General features: G+C 70.2%; 21 protein-coding genes and 1 tRNA gene. 12 read left to right on the forward strand and 10 right to left on the reverse strand.

Annotated elements, in window-relative coordinates; all coding sequences use genetic code 11:
* Positions 1-2: 2 nt before the first annotated feature.
* Positions 3-76, reverse strand: a tRNA-Gln gene (locus tag AAFN86_RS09320).
* A 172-nt stretch (positions 77-248) separates the two neighbouring features.
* Between AAFN86_RS09320 and AAFN86_RS09325 the strand changes: the two genes are divergently transcribed.
* Together AAFN86_RS09325 and AAFN86_RS09330 are read left to right on the forward strand one after the other, a co-directional pair.
* Positions 249-1,322, forward strand: coding sequence for a Ppx/GppA phosphatase family protein (locus AAFN86_RS09325; protein WP_347543025.1), 1,074 nt, complete (start codon positions 249-251; stop codon positions 1,320-1,322).
* A gap of 13 nt (positions 1,323-1,335) precedes the next feature.
* On the forward strand, positions 1,336-2,025 hold the full coding sequence (locus AAFN86_RS09330) for an RlmE family RNA methyltransferase (RefSeq protein WP_347543026.1): 690 nt from the start codon (positions 1,336-1,338) through the stop codon (positions 2,023-2,025).
* A gap of 256 nt (positions 2,026-2,281) precedes the next feature.
* On the opposite strand, the gene AAFN86_RS09335 is transcribed toward AAFN86_RS09330, so the two are convergent.
* From AAFN86_RS09335 to AAFN86_RS09360, 6 genes are all read right to left on the reverse strand, one after another.
* Complete coding sequence (locus AAFN86_RS09335) at positions 2,282-4,111, reverse strand: SLC13 family permease (RefSeq protein WP_347543027.1); 1,830 nt, start codon at positions 4,109-4,111, stop codon at positions 2,282-2,284.
* Between the two features lie 11 nt (positions 4,112-4,122).
* Positions 4,123-4,803 carry a MarC family protein gene (locus AAFN86_RS09340; RefSeq protein WP_347543028.1) on the reverse strand — a complete coding sequence of 227 codons (681 nt, stop codon included), beginning with the start codon at positions 4,801-4,803 and terminating at the stop codon, positions 4,123-4,125.
* 13 nt (positions 4,804-4,816) lie between these two features.
* On the reverse strand, positions 4,817-5,278 hold the full coding sequence (locus AAFN86_RS09345) for a hypothetical protein (protein WP_347543029.1): 462 nt from the start codon (positions 5,276-5,278) through the stop codon (positions 4,817-4,819).
* Between the two features lie 142 nt (positions 5,279-5,420).
* Positions 5,421-6,956, reverse strand: a complete 1,536-nt coding sequence (locus tag AAFN86_RS09350) for an AbgT family transporter (RefSeq protein WP_347543030.1) — start codon at positions 6,954-6,956, stop codon at positions 5,421-5,423.
* Between the two features lie 10 nt (positions 6,957-6,966).
* Positions 6,967-8,349, reverse strand: a complete 1,383-nt coding sequence (locus AAFN86_RS09355; RefSeq protein WP_347543031.1) for a M20/M25/M40 family metallo-hydrolase — start codon at positions 8,347-8,349, stop codon at positions 6,967-6,969.
* A gap of 227 nt (positions 8,350-8,576) precedes the next feature.
* Entirely contained in the window at positions 8,577-10,274 is a 1,698-nt protein-coding gene (locus AAFN86_RS09360; protein ID WP_347543032.1) for a DcaP family trimeric outer membrane transporter, read from the reverse strand.
* A gap of 521 nt (positions 10,275-10,795) precedes the next feature.
* Here AAFN86_RS09360 and AAFN86_RS09365 point away from each other — a divergent pair.
* Genes AAFN86_RS09365 through AAFN86_RS09410 form a run of 10 tightly spaced genes read left to right on the forward strand, consistent with a single transcriptional unit; the run spans position 10,796 to position 22,667 of the window.
* Entirely contained in the window at positions 10,796-11,857 is a 1,062-nt protein-coding gene (locus tag AAFN86_RS09365) for an efflux RND transporter periplasmic adaptor subunit (protein ID WP_347543033.1), read from the forward strand.
* Positions 11,854-14,919 (forward strand): efflux RND transporter permease subunit, encoded by a 3,066-nt coding sequence (locus AAFN86_RS09370; RefSeq protein ID WP_347543034.1) that lies wholly within the window; start codon positions 11,854-11,856, stop codon positions 14,917-14,919. The genes AAFN86_RS09365 and AAFN86_RS09370 overlap by 4 nt, the downstream gene beginning before the upstream one ends.
* A gap of 1 nt (position 14,920) precedes the next feature.
* Positions 14,921-15,394: a Na+/H+ antiporter subunit E gene (locus tag AAFN86_RS09375; RefSeq protein WP_347543035.1), complete on the forward strand. Its 474-nt coding sequence runs from the start codon at positions 14,921-14,923 to the stop codon at positions 15,392-15,394.
* The gene (locus tag AAFN86_RS09380) at positions 15,387-15,665 is read left to right on the forward strand and encodes a monovalent cation/H+ antiporter complex subunit F (RefSeq protein WP_347543036.1); all 279 of its coding nucleotides are present in this window, start codon (positions 15,387-15,389) and stop codon (positions 15,663-15,665) included. Before AAFN86_RS09375 ends, AAFN86_RS09380 begins: the two co-directional genes overlap by 8 nt.
* Entirely contained in the window at positions 15,662-15,955 is a 294-nt protein-coding gene (locus AAFN86_RS09385; RefSeq protein WP_347543037.1) for a monovalent cation/H(+) antiporter subunit G, read from the forward strand. Before AAFN86_RS09380 ends, AAFN86_RS09385 begins: the two co-directional genes overlap by 4 nt.
* Complete coding sequence (locus AAFN86_RS09390) at positions 15,952-16,878, forward strand: hydrogenase subunit MbhD domain-containing protein (protein ID WP_347543038.1); 927 nt, start codon at positions 15,952-15,954, stop codon at positions 16,876-16,878. Before AAFN86_RS09385 ends, AAFN86_RS09390 begins: the two co-directional genes overlap by 4 nt.
* The gene (locus tag AAFN86_RS09395) at positions 16,875-17,159 is read left to right on the forward strand and encodes an NADH-quinone oxidoreductase subunit K (protein WP_347543039.1); all 285 of its coding nucleotides are present in this window, start codon (positions 16,875-16,877) and stop codon (positions 17,157-17,159) included. Before AAFN86_RS09390 ends, AAFN86_RS09395 begins: the two co-directional genes overlap by 4 nt.
* Entirely contained in the window at positions 17,156-18,643 is a 1,488-nt protein-coding gene (locus tag AAFN86_RS09400; RefSeq protein WP_347543040.1) for a proton-conducting transporter membrane subunit, read from the forward strand. Before AAFN86_RS09395 ends, AAFN86_RS09400 begins: the two co-directional genes overlap by 4 nt.
* Positions 18,640-20,247, forward strand: coding sequence for a proton-conducting transporter membrane subunit (locus AAFN86_RS09405; protein ID WP_347543041.1), 1,608 nt, complete (start codon positions 18,640-18,642; stop codon positions 20,245-20,247). Before AAFN86_RS09400 ends, AAFN86_RS09405 begins: the two co-directional genes overlap by 4 nt.
* Positions 20,244-22,667 carry an AsmA family protein gene (locus AAFN86_RS09410; protein ID WP_347543042.1) on the forward strand — a complete coding sequence of 808 codons (2,424 nt, stop codon included), beginning with the start codon at positions 20,244-20,246 and terminating at the stop codon, positions 22,665-22,667. Before AAFN86_RS09405 ends, AAFN86_RS09410 begins: the two co-directional genes overlap by 4 nt.
* Before the next feature lie 33 nt (positions 22,668-22,700).
* Here the strand turns inward: AAFN86_RS09410 and AAFN86_RS09415 are convergent, their stop codons facing one another.
* Genes AAFN86_RS09415 through AAFN86_RS09425 form a run of 3 tightly spaced genes read right to left on the reverse strand, consistent with a single transcriptional unit; the run spans position 22,701 to position 26,376 of the window.
* Complete coding sequence (locus tag AAFN86_RS09415; protein WP_347543043.1) at positions 22,701-23,723, reverse strand: lipid A deacylase LpxR family protein; 1,023 nt, start codon at positions 23,721-23,723, stop codon at positions 22,701-22,703.
* Between the two features lie 44 nt (positions 23,724-23,767).
* Positions 23,768-24,751, reverse strand: coding sequence for an asparaginase (locus tag AAFN86_RS09420; RefSeq protein ID WP_347543044.1), 984 nt, complete (start codon positions 24,749-24,751; stop codon positions 23,768-23,770).
* Complete coding sequence (locus tag AAFN86_RS09425; RefSeq protein WP_347543045.1) at positions 24,748-26,376, reverse strand: MFS transporter; 1,629 nt, start codon at positions 26,374-26,376, stop codon at positions 24,748-24,750. The genes AAFN86_RS09420 and AAFN86_RS09425 overlap by 4 nt, the downstream gene beginning before the upstream one ends.
* Between the last annotated feature and the right edge of the window lie 24 nt (positions 26,377-26,400).

The following is a 26,400-nucleotide window of genomic DNA, read 5'->3' on the forward strand; positions in this document are numbered from 1 at the left end:
CTTGGCTGGGGGACCTGGATTCGAACCAAGAATGCCCGAGTCAGAGTCGGGAGTTTTACCGTTAAACTATCCCCCAAGCGGGCCCGACCATTGGCCGGGGGCGCGCATGTAGCATCGCCCGGCCGGGTGGGCAACACCGGCTGACAGGCATTCCGCGCATGGCAGCATGGAAAGCGCTTGCTCCGGCCCCCACATGTCCGGATCATGAACGCGCGACCGGCCGCCGCTGCGCCGGCCCGGACCCTGGAATGACCGAGATTGTCGCCCGCCACCCCACAGACGCCCCGCCCGACACGGCGGCGCCGGTGTGCGCGCGTTCCGATCACGGGCAGCCGGCCTTCGCCGCCATTGATCTCGGCACGAACAACTGCCGTTTGCTGGTCGCTGCCCCCACCAGTTCGGGTTTTCGCGTCGTCGATTCATTCAGTCGCATCGTGCGCCTGGGCGAGGGGTTGGCCCAGTCCGGCCGCCTGGCGGAAGGGGCCATGGACCGCGCCGCCGCCGCCCTGCGCGCCTGTGCCGACAAGCTCGGCCGCCGCCCCGTCCGGCGGTTCGAGGCGGTGGCGACCGAAGCCTGCCGGCGCGCCACCAACGGTCCCGCCTTCCTGGCCCGCATCACCGCCGAGACGGGGATGCGCCTGCGCATCATCTCCGCGCGGGAGGAAGCGGAACTCGCCATGGAATCCTGCGCCCCGCTGCTGGAGCCGGAGGACCGCCGCGCCCTGCTGTTCGACATCGGCGGCGGCAGCACCGAGATCGCCTGGATCCGCGTGCCGGATGGCGCGCGGCTTGGTGCGCCGCCGGAACTGATTGGCTACCTGTCCCTGCCGCTCGGCGTGGTGACGCTGGCCGAACGTGCCGGCCAGGACTGCTTCACTGAACGCGGCTTCTGCGATGTGGTGGACGAAGTCGCCCACCATTTGGCGGAATTCGACAAGGTCCATTGCATCGGCCAGGAAATTCGCGCCGGCGGGGTGCGGTTGATGGGCACCTCCGGCACGGTCACCACGCTGGCCGGCGTGGCGATGGCGCTGCCGCGCTACAAGCGGCCCCTGGTCGATGGCAAGACGCTGGAATGCGAAGCGGCGGACCTCGCCCTGGGCGATCTGTTCGCGCTCGGGCGGGAAGGGCTGGCACAGCACCCCTGCGTCGGGCCGGAACGGGTGGAATTCGTGCTGCCGGGCTGCGCGGTGTATGCCGCGATCCGGCGGGTCTGGCCGACGCCGCGGATCACGGTCGCCGACCGGGGCCTGCGGGAAGGCATGCTGACCCGGATGATACGCGCCGAACGCGCCGCGCCGCGCCGCCGCGCCGGGCGCTGAAGGAAGTCTGACTATGGCGAAGCAACCGCCCGGCTCCGGCCGGGGCATGTCGACGCGGCTGAAGACCGCCGAGGGCCGCAGCACCGCCAGCCAGCGCTGGCTGACCAGGCAGCTCAACGACCCCTATGTGAAGGCGGCCAAGGAGCAGGGCCTGCGGTCCCGCGCGGCGTTCAAGCTGCTCGAGATGGAGGAGAAGCTGAAGCTCCTGAAGCCGGGAATGCGGGTGGTTGACCTCGGCGCGGCCCCCGGTGGCTGGACGCAGGTGGCGGTGCAGGCAGTCGGCCCGCGCGGCCAGGTGGTGGCGATCGACATCCTGCCGATGGACCCGGTCACCGGCGCCACCGTCCTGCAAGGCGACTTCCAGGAGGTGGAGGCCGAGGAACGCACCATCGATGCGATGGGCGGGCGGGCCGATATCGTGCTGTCGGACATGGCGCCCAACACCACCGGCCACCAGGCGACGGACCATCTGCGGATCATGGGGCTGGCGGAGATCGCGCTTGATTTCGCGCGGCGGGTGCTGGCGCCCGGCGGCGCATTCATCGCCAAGGTGCTGCAGGGCGGCACGGAGGCCGAGATGCTGGCCACGCTCAAGCGCGACTTCGCCACGGTGCGGCACATGAAGCCGCCGGCGAGCCGCAAGGACAGCGCGGAGCTGTATGTGGTGGCGACGGGGTTCCGCGGCAGCGCAGCGGCGACGTGACGGAGATGGAGGGGCGCTGCCCCTCCAAACCACCCCGCCAGGAGGCTACGGCCTCCTGGACCGCGGGGATCTGGTTCCGGGCGCGGCTGGTCAGCCGAGGCCGCACGCAACGGATGGCGCAATTGCGCGGGCACACCTTGGTCGATACGGCAGCGTGCCGGTGGCCACCGGCCCCTCCGCAGCGCCAGCCCGTCACATCACCAGCGCCATCGCACCAGATACAAGGGGCAGCGCCCCTCCCTGGCCTCCGCCCACGTCACGGCGGCAGCACGATCGGCACCAGCAGCACGCAGACCAGCATCACGACGATCGTAAAGGGCACGCCAACCTTGACGAAATCCCCGAAGCTGTAGTTGCCGGGTCCCACCACCAGCGTATTCACCGGCGAGGACACCGGCGTCATGAAGGCCGCCGACGCGGCGAGCGCCACGATCATTGCGAAGGGATAGGGCGACGCGCCGACATCAGCCGCGACGGCCAGTGCGACCGGCGCCATCAGCACCGCCGTCGCGGTGTTCGAGATGAACAGCCCGAGCATCGCCGTGATGACGAAGATCACCCCCAGCAACACGCGCGTCGATGCCGCGCCCGCCAGCGACAGCACCGCCTCGGCCGCGAGATCCACCCCACCCGTCCGCTGCAATGCGATCGAAAACGGCAGCATCCCCACGATCAGCACCAGCGTCTTCCAGGAGATGGAGCGATAGGCGCTGTCCATGTCCACGCAGCGGAACAGCCCCATCAGCAGGCAGCCTATCAGCGCGGCATGGACGTTGGTGACCCAGCCGCTGATCATCAGCCCGACGGTCAGCGCCAGGATCGCCACGGCCTGCGGCATGCGGCCCGCCGCCGGCAGCAGCTCGGCATGTTCCGCCGGCAGGTTCATCACCACCAGCGTACGGCCATCGGCCTGCAGCTTGCGGATGTCGGACCAGAAGCCGGTCAGCAGCAGCGTGTCACCGGCCTTCAGCTTCTCCTCCAGCAGGTCGAGCCCTGCCACTTCCTGCCGGTGCCGCAACCCGATGACGGTCAGGCGGTGCTCGCCGCGGATGCGTGCCTCGAGCACGGTGCGGCCGACCAGCGGCGAGTCCGGTGGGACGATCGCCTCGATCATGCCGATCTCCTGCGACCGGTCGAGGAAGTAGTCGCCATCGACCAGCGGTAGGTTGGCCACGCGGTATTCCTCACGCAGTTCCCGCATCCGGTCGGGCGCGACGCGTACATCGAGCAGCAACACGTCGTCTGCGCCGAGCTCCGTCGTGCCTGAGGGGCGGATCACATCGACCGCGAAGCGGCGCTGCCGCTCGATGGCCAGGATGTTCACACCCTCCTTGCGCATCGACAGCTGATCCAGTCGCTTGCCGACAAGCGGTGAATCGGCGCCGATCCGCACGCGATAGGCGCGACCATGGAGGCCATAGGCGCTCACCCAGTCCCGCAGGCTCGGCGCGCGATGGCTGTCGGTGCCTGGCGGGCGGCGGTCCGGCAGCATGCGGCGGGCGAACAGCATGTAGCCAATGGCCAGCACCAGGATCGGCAGGCCAAAGGGCGTGAAGGCGAAGAAGCTGAAGCCGGGATGCCCCTGGCGGACCAGCTCGGCCGCGACCACGAGGTTCGGCGCCGTCGCCACCAGCGTCATCATGCCGCTGATCAGCGCCGCGACGGACAGCGGCATCATCAACTGGCTGGGTGCTGCGCCGCTGTTGCGGCAGATGCGCAGCACGACCGGTATGAAGATCGCGACCACCGCGGTCGAACTCATGAAGGCGCCGAGGCCCGCACCGGCAATCATCAGCAGCACCAGCATCCGCGTCGCGCTGTCGCCGGCCTTGTCGTTCAGCAGGTCGCCGATGCGCTGCGCCGTGCCGGTGCGCACCAGCCCCTCGCCGACCACGAACAGGGCAGCGAGCAGCACGACGGAGGAATCGGCGAAGCCGGCCAGCGCCTCATTGATGGTCAGCGCGCCGGTGAAGGGCAGCAGCACGATCATCAGCAGCCCGACCGCATCCATGCGTGGCTTGTTCATGATGAACATGGCGATGGCCGCAACGAGCAGCGCAAGAACAAGGATCAGTTGCGTCGTCATGGGGCCACCATTCAGCTGCGAGCAGCCAGAAGAACGCGGAGCGCGTCGGACACCCCGGTCAGCATGATCTGCACGCCGATGCACAGCAGCAGGAAGGCGGTCAGCTTGGTCGCGATCAGCGTACCCTGCGGCCCGATGCGCCGCGCGATCGGTTCGGCATAGGCATAGGAGATCCAGACGCAGGCCCCCACGGATGCCGCGACCATCAGCGCGGACAGGGCGCTGACCAGCAGCACGTCCTGTGACGAATTACCGCGTTCCGCACCCAGCGCGATGGCCGCGGCGATCGAACCCGGTCCGGTCGTCAGCGGCAGGGTCAGCGGGAAGAAGGCCATGCGCTCGATCGGCGCGGTATCCATCGCGGTGGGCGCCGATTTCGGCTCGGCCGGTTCGGCGCGCAGCATGACCCAGCCCGATGCCGCGACCGCCAGCCCGCCGCCGATCCGCAGCGCCTCGAGCGAAATGCCGAAGAAGGACAGCACGCGCGAGCCCAGGAACATCGCGACGACCAATACGATGAAGGAATTCACCCCGATCTGGCGCGCCAGCCGCGACCTTTCGCGCGGCGTCAGCCAGCGCGTCATGTCATGGAAGACGAAGGCGATGCCGAAGGGGTTGATGATGCTGAGCATCGTCGAGAAGCCGAACAGCCACAGCGAGATCAGCTTGGCGAACAGGAAGCCATCGATCATCGCGTGGCCCCCATCAGCGCAGTTCGATCGTCACCCCGGCTTCGTTGATGCGGAACTGGCCGCCGGCGCGTTCCGTGCGCAGGCGCAACTCCACCCCGGCTGCATTGCGCAGCCATCGCGTCTCGGGTCCGCTCGCGCCCTCGACGCGCGCGCGCGGGACCACTTGCTCGGTATAGCGGCCGGCGAAATCCTCCAGTCGCCGCAACCCGAAGACCTCCCCACGCGCCGAGAGGGTGGAGACGCCGAGGCTGCCGAATTCGATGCCGCGGACGCTGAAGCGGTGTTCCTCCCCGCGGAACTGGAGCCTGCCGCCACCGACCGAGGCGCCGACTGCCAGGACACCGACGCGGACCTGTTCGATCTCGACCGAAGCGTCGGGATTGGGGTCGGGCCGGTTGCGCTGCGCCTGTGCGGGCCAGGCGGCGCAGATCGCCATCATGGCCGACCAGGCGGTGATCAGGCGACGACTCGGCAAGACTCGGCTCCCCTCGCGAATGGGAGCGCCGGGCGGCCCGAAAGGCGCCCGACGCAGACCGCACCTTATGCACGAAGGCTGCCGCCGCGTCGCCCCCGGGCGGGTGCAGCGACCTGCCGGTGGTGCCCTGCGGCCCGCACCGTCACAGCCCCCAGGGCAGTCCGGCCAGGTGCCAGAAGGCCAGGAACACCGTCCAGACCACCGAGATCACCACCACATAGGGCAGCATCAGCGCGATCACGGTCCCGACACCGGCATCCTTCTGGTACTTGATGGCGAAGGTCACGATCATCGCGAAATAGGCATTGAGCGGCGTGATCGAGTTCATCGGACTGTCGCCGACGCGGTATGCGGCCAACACCGCCTCCGGCTCCACGCCCAACTGCATCAGCAGCGGCACGAAGATCGGCGCGAAGATCGCCCATTTGGCGATGGCCGCGGTGATGATGAGGTCGAGCAGGAACACCACGACCACAAAGCCGATCAGCAGCCATAGCGCATCGAGGTTCATCTGCTGCAGGATGCGCGCGAGCGACACCGCGGCCAGCGTGGCCATGTTGGTGTAGTTGAAATAGGCGATGAACTGGCTGATCACCAGCAGCAGCAGGATCAGCCCCGCCAGCCCGGCGATCGCTTTCTGCATGGCCGCGATGACGTCGTTCGACCCCTTCATCGTCCCTGCGCCGATGCCATAGGCCGCGCCGCAGACCAGGAAGATCAGCGCGATCGACACGATCAGGCTGGTCATGAAGGGGGACGAGCCGATGATCGCCCCCGTCTCCGGGTGGCGCAGCGGTGCCCCCGGTGGCAGCACCAGCAATGCCAGGAAGGCGAAGACGCCGAGCATGCCGTACAGCGCGAAGAGCAGCCCGCGATGCTCCTGGTCCGACAGGCCGGTATCCCCCGGCACCTGGTAGTCGCCGGTATAGGTGCCCAGGCGCGGTTCGATGACGCGTTCGGTGATGACGGTGATCAGGATGGTCAGCAGCACCACCGACCCGATCGAGAACCAGACATTGGCCGCGAGGTCGATCGAGCGCGTCGGGTTGACCAGCCGGATGGCGTCGTTCGTGATCTCGGTCAGGATGCCGTCCACCGGCACGATCAGCACATTGACCAGGAAGGCCGAGGCCACCGCCGCGAAGGCCGCGGCAAGGCCCGCCAGCGGATGCCGCCCGACACTGATGAAGGCCGCCGCCGCCAGCGGGATCAGCACGAGGTAGCCCGCATCCGCCGCGATCGAGGAGATGATGCCGACAAACACCAGGATCAGCGTCAGCGCCTTGGGCGGGGCCACCACCACCAACTTGCGGATCAGCGCCTTGACCAGCCCGGCTTCCTCGGCGACGCCGACGCCGACCATCGCGACGATGATCACGCCGACCGCGTTGAAGTTCATGAAGTTCTGGACGAGCCCGGTGAACATGAACCGGATGCCGTCCACCGTCAGCAGGCTGCGCGCCGCCGTGCTGGCCGGTTCGATGTCGCCCGTCGCGGGATTGTAGGCCTGGTAGGACACATGCGCGCCGAACCAGCCCAGCACCGCCGAGAGCACGATGACGATGCCGATCAGGTAGACGAAGATCATCACCGGATGCGGCACGCGGTTGCCCACGCGCTCCACCGCATCGAGCAACTTCTGCATCGTGGTCTTGGATGGTTCGGCGATCACGGTCATGGCTGGGTCCTCAGGCGGCAAGCGCGTGCAGGATGCGCGCCCAGGATCGCATGCCCTTGCGGAAGGAATGCAGGTTGTATTTCTCGTTCGGGCTGTGGATGCGGTCGTCCTCCAGCGCGAAGCCCGTCAGCATCACATCCATCCCCAGCGCCTTCTTGAGTTCGGCGGTCACCGGGATCGACCCGCCGCCGCCGATGAACACCGCCGGCTTGCCCCATTCGGCGGTAAGGGCGTCGCGGGACTTGGTGAAGGCGGCGTCGTCGATCGGGAAGCGGATGGCGCTGCCCGACCCGTGCTCGATGAATTCCACCTTGCAATCGGCTGGGATGCGCGCGCGGACATGCTCGCGGAATGCGGCGCGGACCTTGTGCGGGTCCTGGTCGAAGACCAGCCGGAAGGAGATCTTGGCCGAGGCGATGGACGGGATGACCGTCTTGAACCCCGCGCCCTGGTACCCGCCGCCCATGCCGTTCACCTCGCAGGTCGGCCGTGACCAGGTCATCTCCAGCACCGACCGGCCCTTCTCACCGGCCGGCACGGACAGGCCGATGGCACCGAGGAAGGCGCCGGCGTCGAATTCCAGGCTGTCCCACTGCTTCTTCAGCGCTTCGGGAAGTTCCGGCACGCCGTCATAGAAGCCGGGCAGGGTGATCCGCCCATTGGCGTCGCGCAGGTCGGCGATGATGCGCGACAGGATGTGGTTCGGGTTCGCCGCCGCCGATCCGTAGAAGCCCGAATGCAGGTCGCGGTCGGCGGCGGTGATGATGATCTCCTCTCCGCAGAGCCCGCGCAGCATGGTCTGGATCGCCGGGGTCTTCTCATCCCACATGTTGGTGTCGCAGATCAGGCCGATATCCGCCTTCAGCTCGGCGGCATGCTGCTTCAGGAAGGGTGGCAGGTTCACGCCGCCCGATTCCTCCTCGCCTTCCAGCAGAACGGTCACCGGGATGGGCAGGGCGCCGTTGACTTCCTTCCAGGCCCGGCAGGCCTCGATGAAGGTCATCACCTGGCCCTTGTCGTCCGAGGCGCCACGCCCGCGGATCACCTTCGACCCGTCCGGGCGGATCTCGATCTTCGGCTCGAAGGGGTCGTGGTCCCACAATTCCAGCGGATCGACCGGCTGCACGTCGTAATGGCCGTAGAACAGCGCGGAAGGCCCCGCTGCGGACCGGTCATGCGCCACGACGATCGGATGGCCCGGCGTTGCCCGCGCCTCGGCGGCGAACCCGATGGAGGCGAGATCCGCCGCATGCCAGTCCGCGCAGGCCTTGCACTCGGCGGCATAGGCCGGGTCGGTCGAAATCGACTTGATGCGCAACAGGGTCATCAGGCGATCGAGCGCCGCATCGGCATTCGCATCGATGCGGGCGAGGACGGCGTCGAGCTTATCCATGACAGGTCCCGAAATGAGAGTTCAGCAGGCGTGCGGTCGGGAAGGGCGCCGCATCCGAAATGCCGGCCATGTGGTTTCCTTCCCTTCGCGGTTCGCCCGCCGCGGCATGCTGCCACGGAGGGCGGCCGTTCCGCCACGTCACGCGAGCGATCAGGCTAGCCGCCATTGCCCGTGACCGGCATGCGCCCGGCATACCGCGTCTTGGTCGCGCGTCCCGCTATCCGGCATCAGAAGCGCGCAATCGCGGCAAACAGCACGCGGTTGGCGATGCCGTGACCGTCTCCGGCCAACCCTGCCGCCGTCGCGCCTCCGAACAAGTCGCGCCGCGTGAACAGGTATTCGATGCCGAGGTCGAGCCAGCCGCTGCCGAAGGTGCCGTTGCGCACCTCGGCAAAGGGGCTCCAGATCAGATTGGCGAAAACCTGCTGGTAGTCGCGGTTCAGCGAGGTGGCCGAGACCGACCCCGGTGCGAAGCCCAGCGCATAGGACGGGTAGTCGTTGCGCGAATAGGAATAGGCGAAGTTGCTGCGAAGCTGCGTCGTCCAGAACCGCCGGTAGGCGACCGTCGCACCGTAGGATTCGATGGCGTCGAGGCTGGGTGAATCAACCCCCGGCAACCCGAGATTGGTCACCGCATCCTGGCCCGAAGTCTGCCCGGCGAAATACCGGCCGATGCCCTGGCCATAGAAGGCCATGACCGCGATGTCGTCCTGCCCGAAGGCCTCCGCGACCAGGCGCATCGGCAGCCGGGCCATGCCGGCGAAGCCCCAGGCCGGGGTCGTCTCCGACACGTTGGGCGTCGCCGCCGTGCCGGCGGTGCGGATCTCGATCTGGCGCAGCAGGCCGCGCAGGTTGAACTCCAGCCCATCCTGCCGCCACGTCAGCCGTCCCAGCAGGTCGGGCACCGAGCTGAAGGCCGGGCTCGCCCCGCCCTGGAGATTCGTGGTCGGGCCGAAGATGCCGGCGGCCGAGGTGTAGGTCGTCTCCGGCGCCTCGATTGAGACCATGCCGGTCAGGTTCTCGGCGAGCCGCCCCGTCACCCGGATCTGCGCCTGCCGCACGAAGGACTGGTTGAGGTTGGTGGCGTCGATCAGCGTCTCGAAGACGCCTTCGTTCCACAGGCTGTTGGCCTGGCCGATCAGCACGCGGAAACTCTCATCGCCCAGTTCGCCCCAGGCTTGGCGCAGGCGGAATACGGCGTTGTTGCTACCGGCCGCGCCGCCGCCGAAATCGCCCTCCAGCCGGGTTTCCAGCGTACCCCAGCGGGTCAGCGACCGCGTATCGACGCCGAAGCGGCTGAACCGCGCCGTCATCGCGAAATCGCCGCCCTGCTGGTCGGCGGCGCTGCCGGTCAGCGGGATGGTCTGCGGCGGCGGCGCGTCGGTCTGGTTGCGCGGGCCGAGATCGTAGTAGCCGGTCAGCTTGGCGAAGCCATACAGCCGCACCTGCGTGTCCGTCCCCGGCACGCGGAAGGCCACCCCCGGCAGGTCGGACCGCAGCGCTTCTTCCGTCGCGAAGTCCCGGCCCATCGGATCGGGCGGGTCGAGGCCGGGCACGCTGGACGCAATCGACGCACCGGAAGCGGGGGCGGCGGCCAACGCTTGCTGCGCGGCGCGCGCCTCGGCCGCCGCGGCGCGGGCTTCGGCGGCGGCGGCCCGTGCTTCGGCCTGTGCCGTCGAAGGGGCAGGTGGTGGCGTGCGCGCCTGGGCCGGTGCCGTGCGCGCCCGTGGCGGTGCCGGCGCGATCGTGGCCGTCGGCGCGGCACCCGCGGCGCGCGCCTCAAGCTGTTCCAGCCGCCGGCGCATCGCGTCCAGCTGTTGGCGCAATTCGGCGATGGTCGCGGCGTCGCTGGCGGAGACCTGCGCATGGGCAGGCGCAGGGACGATGGGCCAACTCAGCGCGCCGGCAAGCGCCACGAGGCGCATCGCAGGCGTGGCCGCCGGGTTGCGCCACCGATGACCCGAAGGCGCGGTGCACCGCTTCATTGGCTCCCATTTCTCCGGCAGTTTCGTCCGGTGACGTTAGGGGCGCCGCGCCGACGGCAGCAAGGTTGCTGTGACCGCGCGCCTGTGCACAGCGTCCCGCTTGCGCGAACCCGGCGGCACGACCGCGTGTCGCCAGGGGACCTGGGACGTCGGGTGAAGTGCCGGGATAGCCGACCAATGACGCAGTGCGGCAAAGCCCCTAGAATCAGGTGCCGAAGGATGGAGCCGTGAAGCGAGGTGCGGTCGCGATGCCCCTGATCGTGAAGCCTGATGTCACCGCGGAGCCTGACCCGAGTGATGCGCGTTTCGCCGATGCGCGTCATACTGCTTGCGCCCCATGCATGGTCCCCCGAATGTCCCGTCACCTGCGTCGTCCCACGCCTCCTGCACCCACGGTCCCGGACCTTGTCATGCCGTATCGGCCCTCGCGCCTCCCATTGCTCCGGTCGGGACTCGGCTCCGTGTCGGCGGTGCTTGCGGTCCTGTTCGCCGCCGGCTGCGACGGCGGCCCACCAGCACCGCAGGCGGAGGTTCGCCCGGTCCGCGTCGTCGCCGTCGAGCACAGCGCCGGCGGGGAAGTCGTGTCCCTGACCGGGACCGTGCAGGCCGAGACCGAGGTGAACCTCGCCTTCCGCATCGACGGGCGCATGGTGGAACGCCTGGTCAATGTCGGCGACGTGGTGCGCGCCGGGCAGGTGGTCGCCCGCCTCAATCGCGAGAATGAGGAGAATGGCCTGCGCGCCGCTCGCGCCCAGCTCGCCGCCGCCCGTGCCCAGCTGACCGAGGCCGCCAACAACTACTGGCGCCAGTCGGAACTGCTGCGCGACGGATGGACCACCCGCGTGCGCTACGACCAGGCCAACCAAACGCGCCAATCCGCGCAATCCGCCGTCGATGCCGCCGAGGCGCAGGTCGGCATTGCCGAGACGCGGCTCGGCTACACCGAGCTGGTGTCCGACGTGAACGGCCGCGTCACCCAGCGCGGCGCCGAGCCAGGCGAGGTGGTGCAGCCCGGCCGGATGATCGTGCAGGTGGCGCGCGACGAAGGCCGCGACGCCGTGTTCGACGTGCCGCCGACGCTGAAGGACCAGGCGCCAGCCAATCCCGTCATCGATGTCGTCCTCGCGACCGACGCCGCGGTGCGCACCACCGGGCGCGTGCGCGAAGTGGCGCCGCGCGCCGATGCCGTGACCGGCACCTTCCAGGTCCGCGTCGGTCTCGCCGATCCGCCCCCGGCGATGCGCCTGGGGGCCACCGTGACCGGCCGGATGACGCTGGGGTCCAGCGCCGGCTATGCCATCCCGGCCTCGGCGCTGACGCGCGCCAACAACCAGCCCGCCGTTTGGGTGGTCGACCCGCGTACCGAAACGGTCGCGCTGCGCAGCGTGGAACTGGTACGCCACGATCCCGGCCATGTGGTGGTCGGCTCGGGCCTTGAGACCGGCGACATCGTCGTGACAGCCGGCGTGCAGGCGCTGCGGCCCGGCCAGAAGGTGCGGTTGCTCGGCGGCGCCGCGCGATGATCGGTCCGAATCTGTCGGAATGGGCGATCGGACGGCGTTCGCTCGTCATCTATTTCATGATCGTGGCGTTGCTGGCGGGCGGCTTCGCCTTCTTCAAGCTCGGTCGCAACGAGGACCCCGCCTTCACCTTCCGCACCATGATCGTCTCTGCGGTCTGGCCGGGGGCGACGATCGAGGAGACGCTACAGCAGGTCACGGAACGCATCGAGCGCACCCTGCAGGAAACGCCGAATCTCGAGCGCGTCCGCTCCTATACCGTGCCTGGCCAGACCACGATCTTCGTGGACCTGAAAGGCACCACGCCGCCGCCCGCGGTGTCGGACACCTGGTTCCGGGTGCGCCAGCGCGTGGCCGACATCCGCCACACCTTGCCGCAGGGCATCGTCGGGCCGTTCTTCAACGATGATTTCGGCGACACCTTCGGCATCATCTACGGCTTCACCGCCGATGGCTTCAGCCAGCGCGAATTGCGCGACTATGTGGAAGCCGCGCGGTCGCGGCTGCTGCTGGTGCCGGATGTCTCGAAAGTCGAGATCCTCGGTGCGCAGGACGAACGCATCTTCATCGAGTTCTCGACCGAGCGCCTCGCCGGCCTCGGGTTGAACCGCGCCGCGCTGGTCCAGGCCCTGCAGGCGCAGAACCTGGTGCGCCCCTCCGGCGTGGTCGAGACGGGCCAGGAACGCCTCGCCATCCGGGTATCCGGCGCCTTCGAGACCGAGCAGGACATCCGCAACGTCAATTTCGTGGTCGGCGACCGCATCTTTCGCCTGGGCGACATCGCCGAGGTGCGCCGCGGCACCGCAGACCCGCCGCAGCCGATGTTCCGCGTCAATGGCCATGCGGCGATCGGGCTTGCCATCGCCATGCGGGAATCGGGCGACATCCTCGCCCTCGGGCGAAATATCACGGCGGCGATGGCCGACATCCGTGCCGGCCTGCCGGTCGGCATCGAGCCCATCCTGGTCGCGGACCAGGCGGTCACGGTCGACGAGGCGATCGGCGACTTCATGGAGAGCCTGTGGCAGGCGATCCTGATCATCATGGTGGCGTCCTTCGTGGCACTGGGCATGCGCGCCGGCTCGGTGGTGGCGCTGTCCATCCCGCTGACGCTCGCCATCGTCTTCCCGCTGATGTCGGTGTTCGGCATTGACCTCCAGCGTATCTCGCTCGGCGCGCTGATCATCGCGCTGACGCTGCTGGTCGATGACGCGATGACCACCATCGACGCCATGATCCGCCGGCTGGCGGCCGGCGACAGCAAGCCCAAGGCGGCGGTCTTCGCCTATTCCTCGCTGGCCTCGTCGATGCTGACCGGCACGCTGGTGACCATCGCGGGTTTCGTGCCGATCGGCTTCGCGCGGTCCTCGGCCGGCGAATACACCTTCTCGATCTTCGCGGTGGTCGGCATCGCGCTGATCGTGTCCTGGTTCGTCGCGGTCATCTTCGCGCCGCTGCTCGGCATGGCGATCCTCAAGGCGCCGAAGCCGGGCGCCAGCACCGAGCCTCCGAAGCCCAGCGCGATCCTGCGCGGCTATACGCGCTTCCTCACCATGGCGATGCGCGCGAAGTGGATCACCATCGGCTTCACCATCGCCATGTTCGGCGTCGCCATCTTCGGCATGCAGTTCGTCCCCCGGCAGTTCTTCCCATCCTCCGACCGGACCGAATTGCTGGTCGAGGTGACGCTGCCGCAGAACGCCTCGATCTTCGCCTCCGAGGACCTCGCCACGCGCCTCGATGCTGCGCTGGCGCAGGACCCCGATGTGGAACGCTGGTCCACCTATGTGGGCCGCGGCGCGATCCGCTTCTACCTGCCGCTCAACGTGCAGCTGGCGCTGCCCTTCTTCACCCAGGCGGTGGTCGTCGCTAAGGACCTGCCGGGGCGCGAACGCTTGCACCGGCGCCTTGAGACGCTGCTGGCCGAGCAATTCCCCGCCGCCGTGTCGCGCGTCTATCCGCTGGAACTCGGGCCGCCGGTCGGCTGGCCCCTGCAATACCGCGTCAACGGCCCGGACATCGAACGAGTGCGCGCGATCGCGCAGGATGTGGCCAGGTTGATGGCCGAGGCGCCGGGCAGCCGCCATGTCCATTTCGACTGGATGGAGCCCGCCCGCCAGCTGCGCGTGGTGGTGGACCAGGATGAGGCGCGGCGCCTCGGCTTGTCCTCCGCGCAGCTGTCCAGCGCGATCAACGGCGCGCTGACCGGGCAAGCCATCACGCAGGTGCGCGACGACATCTACCTGATCGACGTGGTCGCACGCGCCACGAACGACCAGCGCCTGTCGCTCGACACCCTGCGGTCCTTGCAGGTGTCGCTCCCGGGCGGGCGGACGGTGCCGCTGACGCAGCTCGCCACCTTCGAGCCCACGCAGGAATTCCCGCTGATTTGGCGGCGCGACCGCGTGCCGACGCTGACGGTGCGCGCGGATGTGAACCCCGGCGTGCTGCCCGATACGGTGGTCGCGGAACTTCAGCCGCGCATGGACGCGCTGAACGCCACCCTGCCGCGGCCCTATCGCGTCGACCTCGGCGGCATCGCCGAGGAAAGCGCCGACAGCCAGGCATCGGTCATCGCGGTGGTGCCGATGATGCTGCTGCTGATGTTCACGCTGCTGATGTTCCAGCTGCAATCCTTCCGGCGGCTGGGGATGGTGCTGGCATTGCTGCCGCTTGGCATCATCGGCGTCGTCCTCGCATTGCTGGTGTTCAACCGGCCGCTCGGCTTCGTCGCCATCCTCGGCATCCTGTCGCTGCTTGGCATGATCGCGAAGAACGCCATCATCCTGATCATCCAGATCGAGACCGACCGCGCCGAGGGCAAGAACGTGTGGGATGCGGTGGTCGCCGCCGCATCGTCGCGCCTGCGACCGATGCTGCTCACCGCGATCTCGACCGTGCTCGGCCTGATCCCGATCGCGCCTACCGTATTCTGGGGGCCGATGGCCTTCGCCATCATGGGCGGGCTGATGGTGGCGACGCTGCTGACCCTGGTCTTCCTGCCGACGCTGTATGTCGCCGTCTTCGACCGCAAGCCGGTGAAGGCGGAAGCGCCGGCGGCCTGAGATGGCGGCGACGGGGGTCTTCCGCTTCGGGCTGCTGCTGCTGCTGTGGGCCGCCATCGCCGGTTGGGATGTTGCCGCGCTGCCGGTCGGCGCGGCGGCTGCCACCCTTGCGGCGTGGACCAGCCTGCGGCTGCTGCCCCCCGCCGAGGCAAGGCCGCGCCCTGCCGACCTCGCGATGCTGCTGCTGCGCTTCCCGGGGCAGGCGCTGCGCGCGGGGGCGGAGGTCGCGCGGCTCGCCCTCGATCCGCGCCGCCGGCCGTCGCCCGCGACCATCGCCTGGACACCGCGCCTGCCGCCCGGCGGCGCGCGCGACGCCTTCCTCGCCTATGCCAGCCTGCTGCCCGGAACGCTGCCGGCCGGCAACGTCGCGGGTGGCGGGATTGCCATCCATGCGCTGGACGCCACCACCGACATCGCCGCGGCCATGTCGGCGGAGGAGGCGCGCTTCGCCCGCGCCTTCGGCCTCGATGGCTGAATTCCTGCTGGTCGCCGCGTTGCTTGTAGGCGCCACCGTCGCCGCCGGGCTGGTCCGTATCCTGCGCGGGCCGTCCGCTGCCGATCGCATCATGGCCGCGCAACTGCTCGGCACAGGCGGCATCGCGACGCTGCTGCTCGCCGGCGTGGCGACGGCAAACTCGGCGCTGGGTGATGTGGCGCTGATCCTCGCGGTCCTCGCCGCCTTCGCCTCCGTGGCAATGGCGCGCGCCGCGCCGCCGCAGGAGGACCGCGGGGAGCCGCGCGCGTGACCCTGCTCGCGGACGCCTTCACCATTCTCGCCATCCTCGCCGGGCTGGTGTTCTTCATCGCCGGCACTGCCGGGCTGCTGCGCTTCCCGGATACGGCAAGCCGCCTGCATGCGCTGACCAAGGCGGATCATCTCGGCCTCGGCCTGATCGTGCTCGGCCTGCTGCCGCGCGCCGGTGGCCTGGGTGGCGCGCTGAAGCTGCTCGCCATCTGGGCGCTGGTGCTGCTGTCGAGCGCTGCCGTCGGCCCGATGATCGCGCGCCTGACGCGCAGCACGGAACCGCCGGCGTGATCGTCGACATCATTCTGGCCATGGCGATTCTCACGGTCGCGCTGGCCAGCATCCTGGCCCGCGGGACCTTCACCGCCGTCTCGCTGTTCGTCGCCTATGGGCTTCTGCTGACCTTCGCCTGGGTCCGGCTCGCCGCACCGGACGTGGCGTTGACCGAGGCCGCGATCGGCGCTGGCCTGTCCGGCGTGCTGCTGCTGGGCGCCGCGCGGCGCCTGTCCGCGACACCGGTGGCCCCGCCACCCGGCCTGGCGATGACGCTGCTGATCGGCCTGTGCTGCGCCGCCATCGCAGCCGCCCTCGGCGCGGTCATCCTGGCGCTGCCCGACCCCGCGCCGAGCCTCGCCGCCGCCGTCGCGGCCGACCTGCCGGCGACCGATCTCGGCAACCCCGTCACCGCCGTGCTGATGTCCTTCCGCGCACTCGACACGCTGCTGGAATCCACGGTGGTGCTGCTCGCCGTGATCTGCGTCTGGGCGCTGACGCCCGATGGTGGCTGGGGCGGCGCGGCCGGCGCGCCGCAGCCGGTGCAGGCCGATGGACCGCTGGCGCTGCTGGCGCGCGCCCTGCCGCCGCTAGGCATCGTCGTGGCCGTGCATATCCTGTGGGTCGGCGCCGATGCGCCTGGCGGCAAGTTCCAGGCGGCGGCGATCCTCGCGGCGATGTGGCTGCTGCCCTGGATGGCGGGGCTGGCGGCGGCGCCGCGAATCTCCGCGCGCTGGCTGCGCTGGGGCTTGGCCGTCGGGTCGGCGCTGTTCATCGCCATCGGCCTGGCCGGCGCGGTGCTGGAAGGTGCCTTCCTCGCCTATCCGCTGGGTTGGGCAAAGCCGCTGATCCTGGCCGTCGAATTCGTGCTGACCGGTTCGATCGCGGTGGCGCTCGCGCTGCTGGTGGTCGGGCCGTCGGCGCCGGACCGCGGCCCGTGACCGCCGCGGTCTTCGGCTTGGTGGGCGTGGCGCTGGTCGGCATCGGCCTGTTCGGCATGCTGGTGCGCACCGAGGCACTGCTGCGCATCCTCGCCTTCAACCTGCTCGGTGGCGGTGTCTTCCTGGTGTTCGGCGCGGTCGCGCGACGCGGGGCCGGCGCGGGCTTCGGCGGCGACCCGGTGCCGCAGGCGATCATCCTGACCGGCCTCGTCGTCGCTTTCGCCGCGACCGCGCTGGCCGTGGCGCTGGTGCTGCGCCTGGCCGGGACCAAGGATCGATGAGCGCGGCCATGCTGCCGATGCTGGCGGTGATGCTGCCGGTGCTGGCGATGGTGCTCGCCATGCCGCTGGGCGCGCGCGGGGCCGAAAGGCTGACCATGGCGCTGCTGCCGGTGGGCCTCGCGCTGTCGGTCATCATTGCGGTGATCGTGCAACTTGGTGGCGCGCCGATGGTGAGTCATTTCGGCCACTGGGCGCCGCCGCTCGGCATCGCCTTCCGCGCGGATGGGTTGTCGGCGGCGATGCTGGTGACCGCGGCGCTCGTCATCGGTGCGGTCGCCATCTTCGCGCGCGCCGATTTCGGCACCGCATCCGGCGCGTCGGAACGCCGCGAGGCCTTCGCCTTCTGGCCGCTGCTGTTGGCGCTGTGGGCGGCGATCAACCTCATCCTCGTCGCCAATGACCTGTTCACGCTGTATGTCGGGCTCGAATTGCTGACCTTCGCGGCCATGCCGCTGGTCTGCCTCGATGGCAGCCGGGCGACGCTGGAGGCCGCGCTGCGCTACCTGATGTTCGCGCTGCTGGGGTCGGTGCTCTATCTGCTTGGCGTCGCGCTGATCTATGGCGCGGCCGGCACGCTCGACATCGTGCTGCTGGCGCAGCGCGTCACAGGCCAGCCGGCGGTGGTCCTCGCCATCGCCGTGATGACGGTGGGCCTGCTCGCCAAGACTGCGCTGCTGCCGCTGCATCTGTGGCTGCCGCCCGCCCATGCCGGGGCGCCGGCGGCCGCGAGCGCGGTGCTCTCCGCCCTGGTGGTGAAGGGGTCCTTCATCCTGCTGCTGCGGCTGTGGTTCGGCGTCATGGCGCACGTGCCCATGCCGGGCGCCGCGCAGATCCTCGCCGCACTGGGTGCCACCGCGATCCTGCTCGGGTCCGTCGCGGCGCTGCGCGAGAAGCGGCTGAAGCTGCTGGTCGCCTATTCCACCGTCGCGCAGATCGGCTACCTGTTCCTGATGTTCCCGCTGCTGGCATCCGTGCCGGGTGCGTCCGACGTCGCTGCCAAGGCCTGGACCGGCGGGGTGGTGCAGGCGGTCTCCCATGCATTCGCCAAGGCGGCGATGTTCCTCGCCGCCGGCATCATGGCCGCGCGCTTCGGCCATGACCGCATCGCGGATATCGGCGGCGCGGGCCGGGTCATGCCGGTCACGCTGTTGACCTTCGGCCTCGCCGGCCTGTCGCTGATGGGCGTGCCGCCCTCGGGAGGTTTCGCGGCCAAGTGGCTGCTGCTGTCCGCCGCGATCGGCGCCGGCCAATGGTGGTGGGCGCTGGTCGTCCTGGGTGGCGGATTGCTGACCGGCGGCTATGTCTATCGCGTCCTGGCCGCCGGACTGCGCGCGGGCGAGAAATCCGCGCTGGAACCCGCCACCGTCACCTGGTCGAGGGACGGCATCGCGCTTGGCCTTGCGGTGATCTCGGTGATGCTGGGCTTCCTGCCGCTCGCCTCCTTCGGGCTGGTGCAGGTCGGCCGGCTGGACATCGCGCCATGAACGCCCTGCTGCTGGCGGCCACGCCGCTCGCACCGCTGCTGCTGCTGGCGGCGCTGACGGTGCCGGCGCTGCGTGGCCGTGCGCTCGCGCTGCTGTGGATCGCGCCGCTGCCGGGCCTCGCCTGCGCGCTCCTGGCCGCCGGTGGCGAACCCTTCATCGTCTATGCGCGGGTGCGGCTGACGCTTGCCCTCGACCACCCCTCGGCGCTGCTGCTCGGCGCCGCGTCGCTGCTGTGGTGCGCGGCCTCGGTCTATGTGCGCGCCTATGTCGAACGGGACGCGCAATGGCGCTTCGCCGCCTGGTGGCTGCCGACCATGGCGGGCAGCCTCGGCGTCTTCATCGCCGGTGACCTGGTCGGCTTCTACCTGGTCTTCGCGCTGGCCAGCCTGCCGGCCTGGGGCCTTGTCATCCACGACCGCACGCCACGCGCCTGGGCGGCCGGGGCCAGCTACATCCTGCTGACCGTGGTGGGAGAGGCGGCCCTGCTGGCCGGCTTCGCCCTGCTCGCCGCCTTCACCCCTGGTTCCAGCCTGGCGATCGCCGATGTGCTGCCGTCGCTGGCCACCGCGCCGCTGCGCGACCTGGCCATCGCCTTCCTGGTGGCCGGCTTTGGCCTCAAGGCCGGGATGGTGCCGCTGCATGTCTGGCTGCCGCTGGCGCATCCGGCAGCCCCCATGCCCGCTTCCGCCGTGCTGAGCGGTGCCATCATCAAGGCCGGCATCATCGGCCTGATCCGCTTCCTGCCGGGCGATGTCACGCCGGCGAACTGGGGGGAGGTGCTGACGGTGCTCGGCTTCGTCACCGCCTTCTGGGGTGTCGCGATCGGCATCACCCAGCGCAATCCGAAGACCGTGCTCGCTTACTCCTCCGTCAGTCAGATGGGCGTGGTGGTGGCGGCGATCGGCATGGGGCTGGCGCATGGGATCGGCACCACGCCGGTGTCGGCGGCCTTCTATGCGACGCATCACGTGCTGGCGAAGGGCGCGTTGTTCCTCGCCGTCGGTGTCGCGGCGGTGGCGGGCGGGCGGGCGCGGTGGCTGGTGCTAGGCCCGGCCGTGGTGCTCGCACTCGGCTTCGGCGGCATGCCGCTGACCGGCGGGTGGCTGGCGAAGGAAGCCGTGAAGGCGGAACTCGGCAGCGGGTTCGTCGGCACCCTGTCGGTCCTGTCGGCGATCGGGTCGACCCTGCTGATGCTGCATTTCACGCGGCGCCTCGCCGCCGCAATCACCGAGGATGCGAACGCCCGCCCACCCGCCGGCATGCTGCTGCCCTGGCTGGCGATGGCGGCGGCTTCCATGGCCGTGCCGTGGCTGCTGTTTCCTGGCGCGTGGCCCGATGTGCTCACCATGGCCGCGCTCGCCAAGGCGATCTGGCCGGTCCTGCTCGGCGCCGCGGCACTGCTGCTGCTGATCCGCTGGGGTGACCGCCTGCCGGCCATACCGGAGGGCGATGTCATCCACCTCGCAAGGCGGGTGATCCGTGCCGCTGCCCCGCTTGGCGATATGCTCGCCCGCGCCGAGACCCTCCTGCGTGCCTGGCCGGCCGCCGGCCTGGCCCTGTTGCTGCTGACCGTCGCCCTTGGCCTTGTCATGATCGGGTCATGAAGCGGGCCCTTCGCATCGCTGCAGGGCTAGTCCTGGGCGTCCTGCTGCTGATCGGCGGCGCGATGGTCGCGCTGGAGGTCGCGATCGCGCGCGGCGAGCTGAACACGCAGATCGACGCGGCGCTGGAACGCGCCATCGGGCGCGAGGTCAACCAGGGCGCGTTTTCCCTCCGGCTCGGCCTGCGTCCGCGCATCGCCATGGCCGATGCCACCATCGCCAATATCCCGGGCGGGTCGCGGCCGGACTTCGCCCGTATCGGCCGGCTCGACGTGACGCTGGCGCTGCTGCCGTTGCTCTCCGGCCGGGTCGAGATCGACAGCGTCCGGCTTGCCGATGCCGATATCATCCTGGAACGCGATGCCGAGGGTCGCGCCAACTGGATCTTCGGGCCGGGTGGCAGCACGGGCTCGGCCGGTGGCCTGACCATCGCCGCGGTCGATATCGAAACCTCCCGAATCCTGCTGCCCGGCGGGCCCGTCACCACCGTCGAGATCCCGGCGCTGCACCTCGCCCGCGACGAACCCGGCGACCCGCTGGAACTCGATGGTCGGATCCGCCTCGATGACGAAGCGCTGTCGGTCTCGGCCCGCCTGGGTCCGGAGGTGGATGGCGTGCTGGCGATGGACGCCTCGATCGAAGGGCAGGGGCTGCGCCTCCGGCTGCACGGTGCCTGGCCGCGCGGGACGGACGCCCCCGGCTGGTCACTGGCCGTGCAGGCCGAGGCCGACCGCGCCGCCGCGCAGCGCCTGGGCCGGCGCTTCGGCCGTTTGATCCCGGCGACCGGCCCGATCAGCCTCGCCGCACGGCTTGGGCCGGGGATGCCGGTGCCCGCCGTCTCGGACCTGGTCCTGCGGGTCGGCGAGACCGACCTCGGCACCGTCCTGACAGGACTGCGCCTGTCGCGGGCCGAACTGCGCGCGGCGAGTTTCGACGGGCCGGCGACGATTGCCGCGCAGGGGCGGCGCGGTGCGGCCGATCTCGGCCTGACGGCGACCCTGCCGTCCCTGCGACGCCTGGCGACCTGGCCCGAGGGGCAGACACAGCCGATCGAGGCGGTGCTGACCTCGGGCCGCGCGCGGCTGGCGCTGTCGGGGCCGATCAGGCGCGACCTCGACCTCGGCGCCGCGGTCTTCGACGCGCGGCTGACGACGCCGGATTTCGCGTTGGTCGGGCCGGTGCTCGGCGTCGCGCTGCCGCGGGTCACCGGCGTCACGACGAATGCCCGGCTCGGCGGCCTGACGACGCGTGAATTGCGCCTGGACGCCCTGTCCGTCAGCGCCGATGCGCTGGCGCTGCAGGGCAACCTCGCGATCACCCTGGCCGAGCGCACCGCCTTCCGCGGTCAATTGGTGGCCCAACGCGTCGATCTTGACGCATTGGGCGGTGGCCCGGCCGCGCGCCCCGCTCACCGCGGCGAGGCGGGGCGCCAGATCCCGGACATCGCATTACCGATCGATACGCTGCGCGGTGCCGATGTGGCGCTGCGCCTGTCGGCGGCGCAACTGATCGTCGGCGGCGTGACCTGGCGCGACGCCAGCGGGACGGTCGCGTTGACCAATGGGCGGCTGGCCATCGACCCGCTGGCCGTCACTACCCCGGGCGGGCCGGTTGCCGGGCAGGCTCTGCTCGATGCCGCCGCCCAGCCGGCGCGGCTGGAACTGCGGATCGACAGCCGGGGGCGGGGGCTCGACCTCGCCGCGCTGCGCCGTGCCTTCGGGGTGCCGGCGGGCTTCGAAGGCAGCGCGGAACTGGCGCTCGACCTGCGTGGCCAGGGTAGCACGACGCGCGCGGTGGCGGCCTCCCTGACGGGGGAACTCGGCATTGCGATGGTGGGCGGTCGCTTCACGGGTGCCACGGCGCTGCGCATCGGCCCGGATCTGTCCCGCGCCTTGTTGCCGCGTGGCACGCCGGCCGAAGGGGTCACGCTGCGCTGCCTGGCGCTGCGCCTGTCGGCCGAGGCCGGCGTGGCGCGCAGCGAGACGCTGCTGATGGTCGGCGATTTCGGCCGGATCGACGGAACCCTGGCCTTCAACCTGCGCGACGAGACGATCGCCGCACGCCTGCTGCCCGACATTCGCCTAATGGGCGTGACGGTGCGCGCGCCGGTCACGATCGGCGGGACGCTCGCCGAACCGCGCATCGGCGTGGATCCCGGCGCGGCGATGGCGCGCGTGATCGGCGACACCGTCGCCAACCGGCTGTGGCGCAGCAGCACGATCGAATTCCTGCGCGATGCGACCGGCAGCGCGCCGCCGGGCGGGGATTGCGGGCCGGCGCTGACGCTCGCAAGGCTCGGCCGGGCCGGGCCGATGCCGGACGCGGCGGCAGCGCCGATCCCGCTGGTGCCGCGCGAGATCCAGGGGGCGGCGCAGGATGTGCTACGCGGGATCGGTGGGTTGCTGGGTGGGCGGCGGCGGTGACGAGTTGGAAGGGCAAGGCCCCTCCGCGCCGGCTCAGAACTGCATCGACAGGCTGATCGACCCGAACTGCGCGGTTTCCCGCTGCGCCTGGAATTCGCGCGTGCGCGCGGCATAGGAGAATGTCACGCGGCCGATCGGCGTGAACACCGCGAAGCCGGCGCTCGCCTCGCCCACGAAGGTTTCCTTCTCCACGCTGCGGCTGTCGCGCCAGGTATTACCGTCGAGGAAGATGTCGAGCGCGACGGCGCGGGCGTCGAAGCCGGCGAAGACATACCAGCCCCAGCGCCGGACGGGTTCGTAGAAGGCCGAGCCGGAGACCGAGGGGCGCATGCGCGGCGGGCCGAAATCGGCGGCAAGATCATTGCCGACCCTGACCATCAGCCCGGCCGAGCCATAGGTCTGCACATTGCCCAGGCTTGCGGTCAGGCTCGGCACGAAGCCCACCGCGATGTCGTCCCACACCGGTTCGCTGTTGAAGCGCCATTGGCGGGTCAGCACCAGGTTCACGCCCGGCTCATCCTTGAGCTGGTAGTCCCAGCCATAGGCACGATCGATGTTCAGCAGGTCGTGCACGCCGTTTTGCGTCTGCTCGCCCAGCGCGCTGGGGCCGACCACGCCGAGCTGCAGTTCGATGCTGCCATAGGACGTCGGCGTGGTGGAGGACAGGCTGATCGAGCCGTAGAGCCAGCCGGCATAGGGCCGGTCGGTCGGGTCGGGATTGCGCAGCGTCGTGTCGTCCGGCGTGAAGATGTTCTGCCCGAAGGCGAGGCCCCAGCGCAGCGCGCCGCCGGAGGGCAGCACGATGCCGGGCCCGTCGGCGATCCAGGATGGTGGCTGGTAGGGCGCCGAGCGCCAGGCAAGTTGGAAGCCGCTGGTGTAGTAGCGGTCGGTGCCGGCGAGCAGGTCGTTCTCATAGGTGAAGGTGAAGGTGCCGAGCCCTCCGGACGCAGCCGGCGCGGCCGGTGTCTGGCCGAAGGCCGGCGCCGCCAGCAAGGCAAGGGCGAGGCCGGCCGCGACCGGCACGCCGCCTGTCCTGGGGCTGTGCTGCGTGGCCATGGGACCGGGACTCCTCGATGTCGTTGCGGCCGAAGGCGCTGGCTTCATTGGAAGTGGGCGAAGGCGCCGATGGTTGCATCGCGGCCTCCACCGCGGCGCAGCGCCAGGCCTGCCAGCAGCCGCGCCTTCGGCCCCGAGAGCGTGCCGGCGGGGATGGCACCGCGCCGGATCAGGTCGATCTCACCACCCGGATAGCCATAGGTCTCGCTGAACACGGGCCCTGTCGCGCAGCGTGAGGCCAGCACCACCGGCATCTGCGCGGCCAGCGCACCGACCGCCTCGACCGCATCGGCCGGGACATGGCCCGCGCCCATGCCTTCGATCACCGCGCCGGCATAGCCGAGGCCGGACAAGGCGCCGAGCATCCTGCCGTCATCGCCCATCGCCCAGCGGATCAACGCGACCGGGGCGGGCGGACCGGCATCGGCGGCCATCGGGGGGGTGCGATCGATGCGCACCAGGATGCGCACCCGATCCTCCGCCACCAGGCCGAGCGGGCCGGCCATCGGGGAGGTGAAGGCCGAGGTCAGCGCGGTGTGCGATTTCTGCACGAAGCGCGCCGCATGGATCTCGTCGTTCAGCACAACCAGCGTACCGAGGCCGCGCGCAGCATCCGATGCCGCGACGCGCGCGGCGGCGAGCAGGTTCGCCGGCCCATCGGCACCAGGCGCCGCCGCGCCGCGCATCGCACCCGTGACGACGACCGGCTTGTCGCCGGCCACCAGCAGGTCGAGCAGGAAGGCGGATTCCTCGATGGTATCGGTGCCCTGGATGACGACGGCGCCATCCACGCCGGCGGCAAAGGCTGCCGCAATGCGCTGCGCGACATCGACCAGATGCGCAGGCGTCAGCGACGGGCTGGGCAGCCGCGCCGGGCTGTCGGCCTCGATGGAAGCGACCTTGGCGAGATCGGGCACCGAGGCCACCAGTTCCACCGCGCCGAGCCTGGGCGCGATCCCGCCCTCGGCCGAGGGCACCATGGTGATGGTGCCGCCCAGCGAGAGGAGGAGCAGGCGCCTGAGGCTCATGCCTTGGTCTCCCGCGGCGTGATGCCGTCGGGGATCTCGCCGGGCTTGTAGCCGGGCAGGCGGCTGGCGGGGACGATCGCCAGCGCGGCGAACAGCGCCATCAGCAGCAGGCCGATCTTCAGCGCCTGCAGGCGTGCCTCGGTGTTGACGCGCACCGCCTCGGCCACCTGGGCCGGCGCGGCGCCGGTGCGTTCCATCACCGCCAGCAGCCGGTCGTTGTTGACGAAGTTGATGCTGTCGAGATCGATCTGCGACACCACTGCCGGCGGCAGCAGCGGGTTCTCCGCGATGCGGTACATGATGCCGGCCGAGAGCAGCCCGACCAGCAACGCCCCGGCAACCGCCGTGCCGACGCCGGCCGCGAGGTTCTGCGTGGTGCCGCGCAGCGAGCCCACATCGCCCGCCAGTTCCTTCGGCGCGGCGGTGACCAGCACGTTGAACACCAGCGTGACCAGCGCGCCCTGGCCGATGCCGAAGGTGATCAGCCCGAACATCACCGGCACTGCCGACCAGTCGTTGCGCACCACCCAGGCGAGCCACAGCAGCCCGATGACGCAGAGCACGAAGCCACCCTGCGCGATGCGGCGTGGCGTCACCTTGTCGTACAGCCGCACCACCAGCATGGCGGTGAAGAACACCGTCAGGTTGAAGGGCATCATGGCGATCGCCGTTTCAATCGGCGTGCGGCCCTGCACGATCTGAATGTAGAGCGGCACGGTGAAGTTCAGCATGGCCTCGAGCCCGACCACGGTGAACATCGCATAGACCGCCGCGCGTTCGCGGCCCGAGGTGATGACGGACAGGTCGAGCAGCGGCGTGCCGCCGCGCGCGGTGACGCGCCGGCACCAGGCGAGGAAGCATTGCAGCAGGATCGCGCCCGTCACGATCATGATCGGCGCCGGCGACAGGCCGAGGACGTCGAAGGGCGCGCCCGGCCGCGCGACGCCGAGGCCCCAGCGGTTGAGGTTGTTGAAGCCGAAGACGATCATGATGATCGCGGCAGCGGCCAGCACCACGCCGACGATGTCGATCTTCACCTCGGGCCGCGCCGCCTCCGGCTTCAGCTTGAAGGACAGCCAGAACACCACGCCCGCTGCGACCACCAGGATGCCGAAGACCGGCCGCCAGCCGATGAAGGTGCCGAGCATGCCGCCGATCAGGAAGGCCGCCACACCGGCCGCCGCGCGGGCGGACCCCAGCGCGCCAACCGCCGTGGCCTGCTGCGCGCCGCGATAATGATGCGCGATCAGCGCCACCAGCGCCGGGACGATCACCGCCGCCGCCAGCCCCGCCAGCAACTGCGCGGTCAGCATCACCGGCGCGGCCGGTGCCATCACCATCAGCACCTGCGCCACGGCAAACAGCCCGACCACGGCGCGGAACACCTGCGTGGACCCGAAGCGCTGCACCAGCTTCGCGCCCAGCATCACGAAGCCGGCGACGGACAGCGAATACATCACGATGCCGGTCGCGATGGTGGTGGGCGGCACGCCGAAGCTCGCCACCATGCCGGCCAGCGAGACCGGCAACGCCGCGACGTTGAACGACATCAGCATCTGGCCGAGCGCGATGGCGATCATCGGCACCCAGGATTCCCGCTGCTCGGCGGCGCTTGCGCTGCTCATGGTTCCGTCTCCCCCTGTTCCGGT

It is taken from the genome of Roseomonas sp. CAU 1739 (genome assembly GCF_039839775.1).
Classification (GTDB): Bacteria; Pseudomonadota; Alphaproteobacteria; order Acetobacterales; family Acetobacteraceae; genus Neoroseomonas.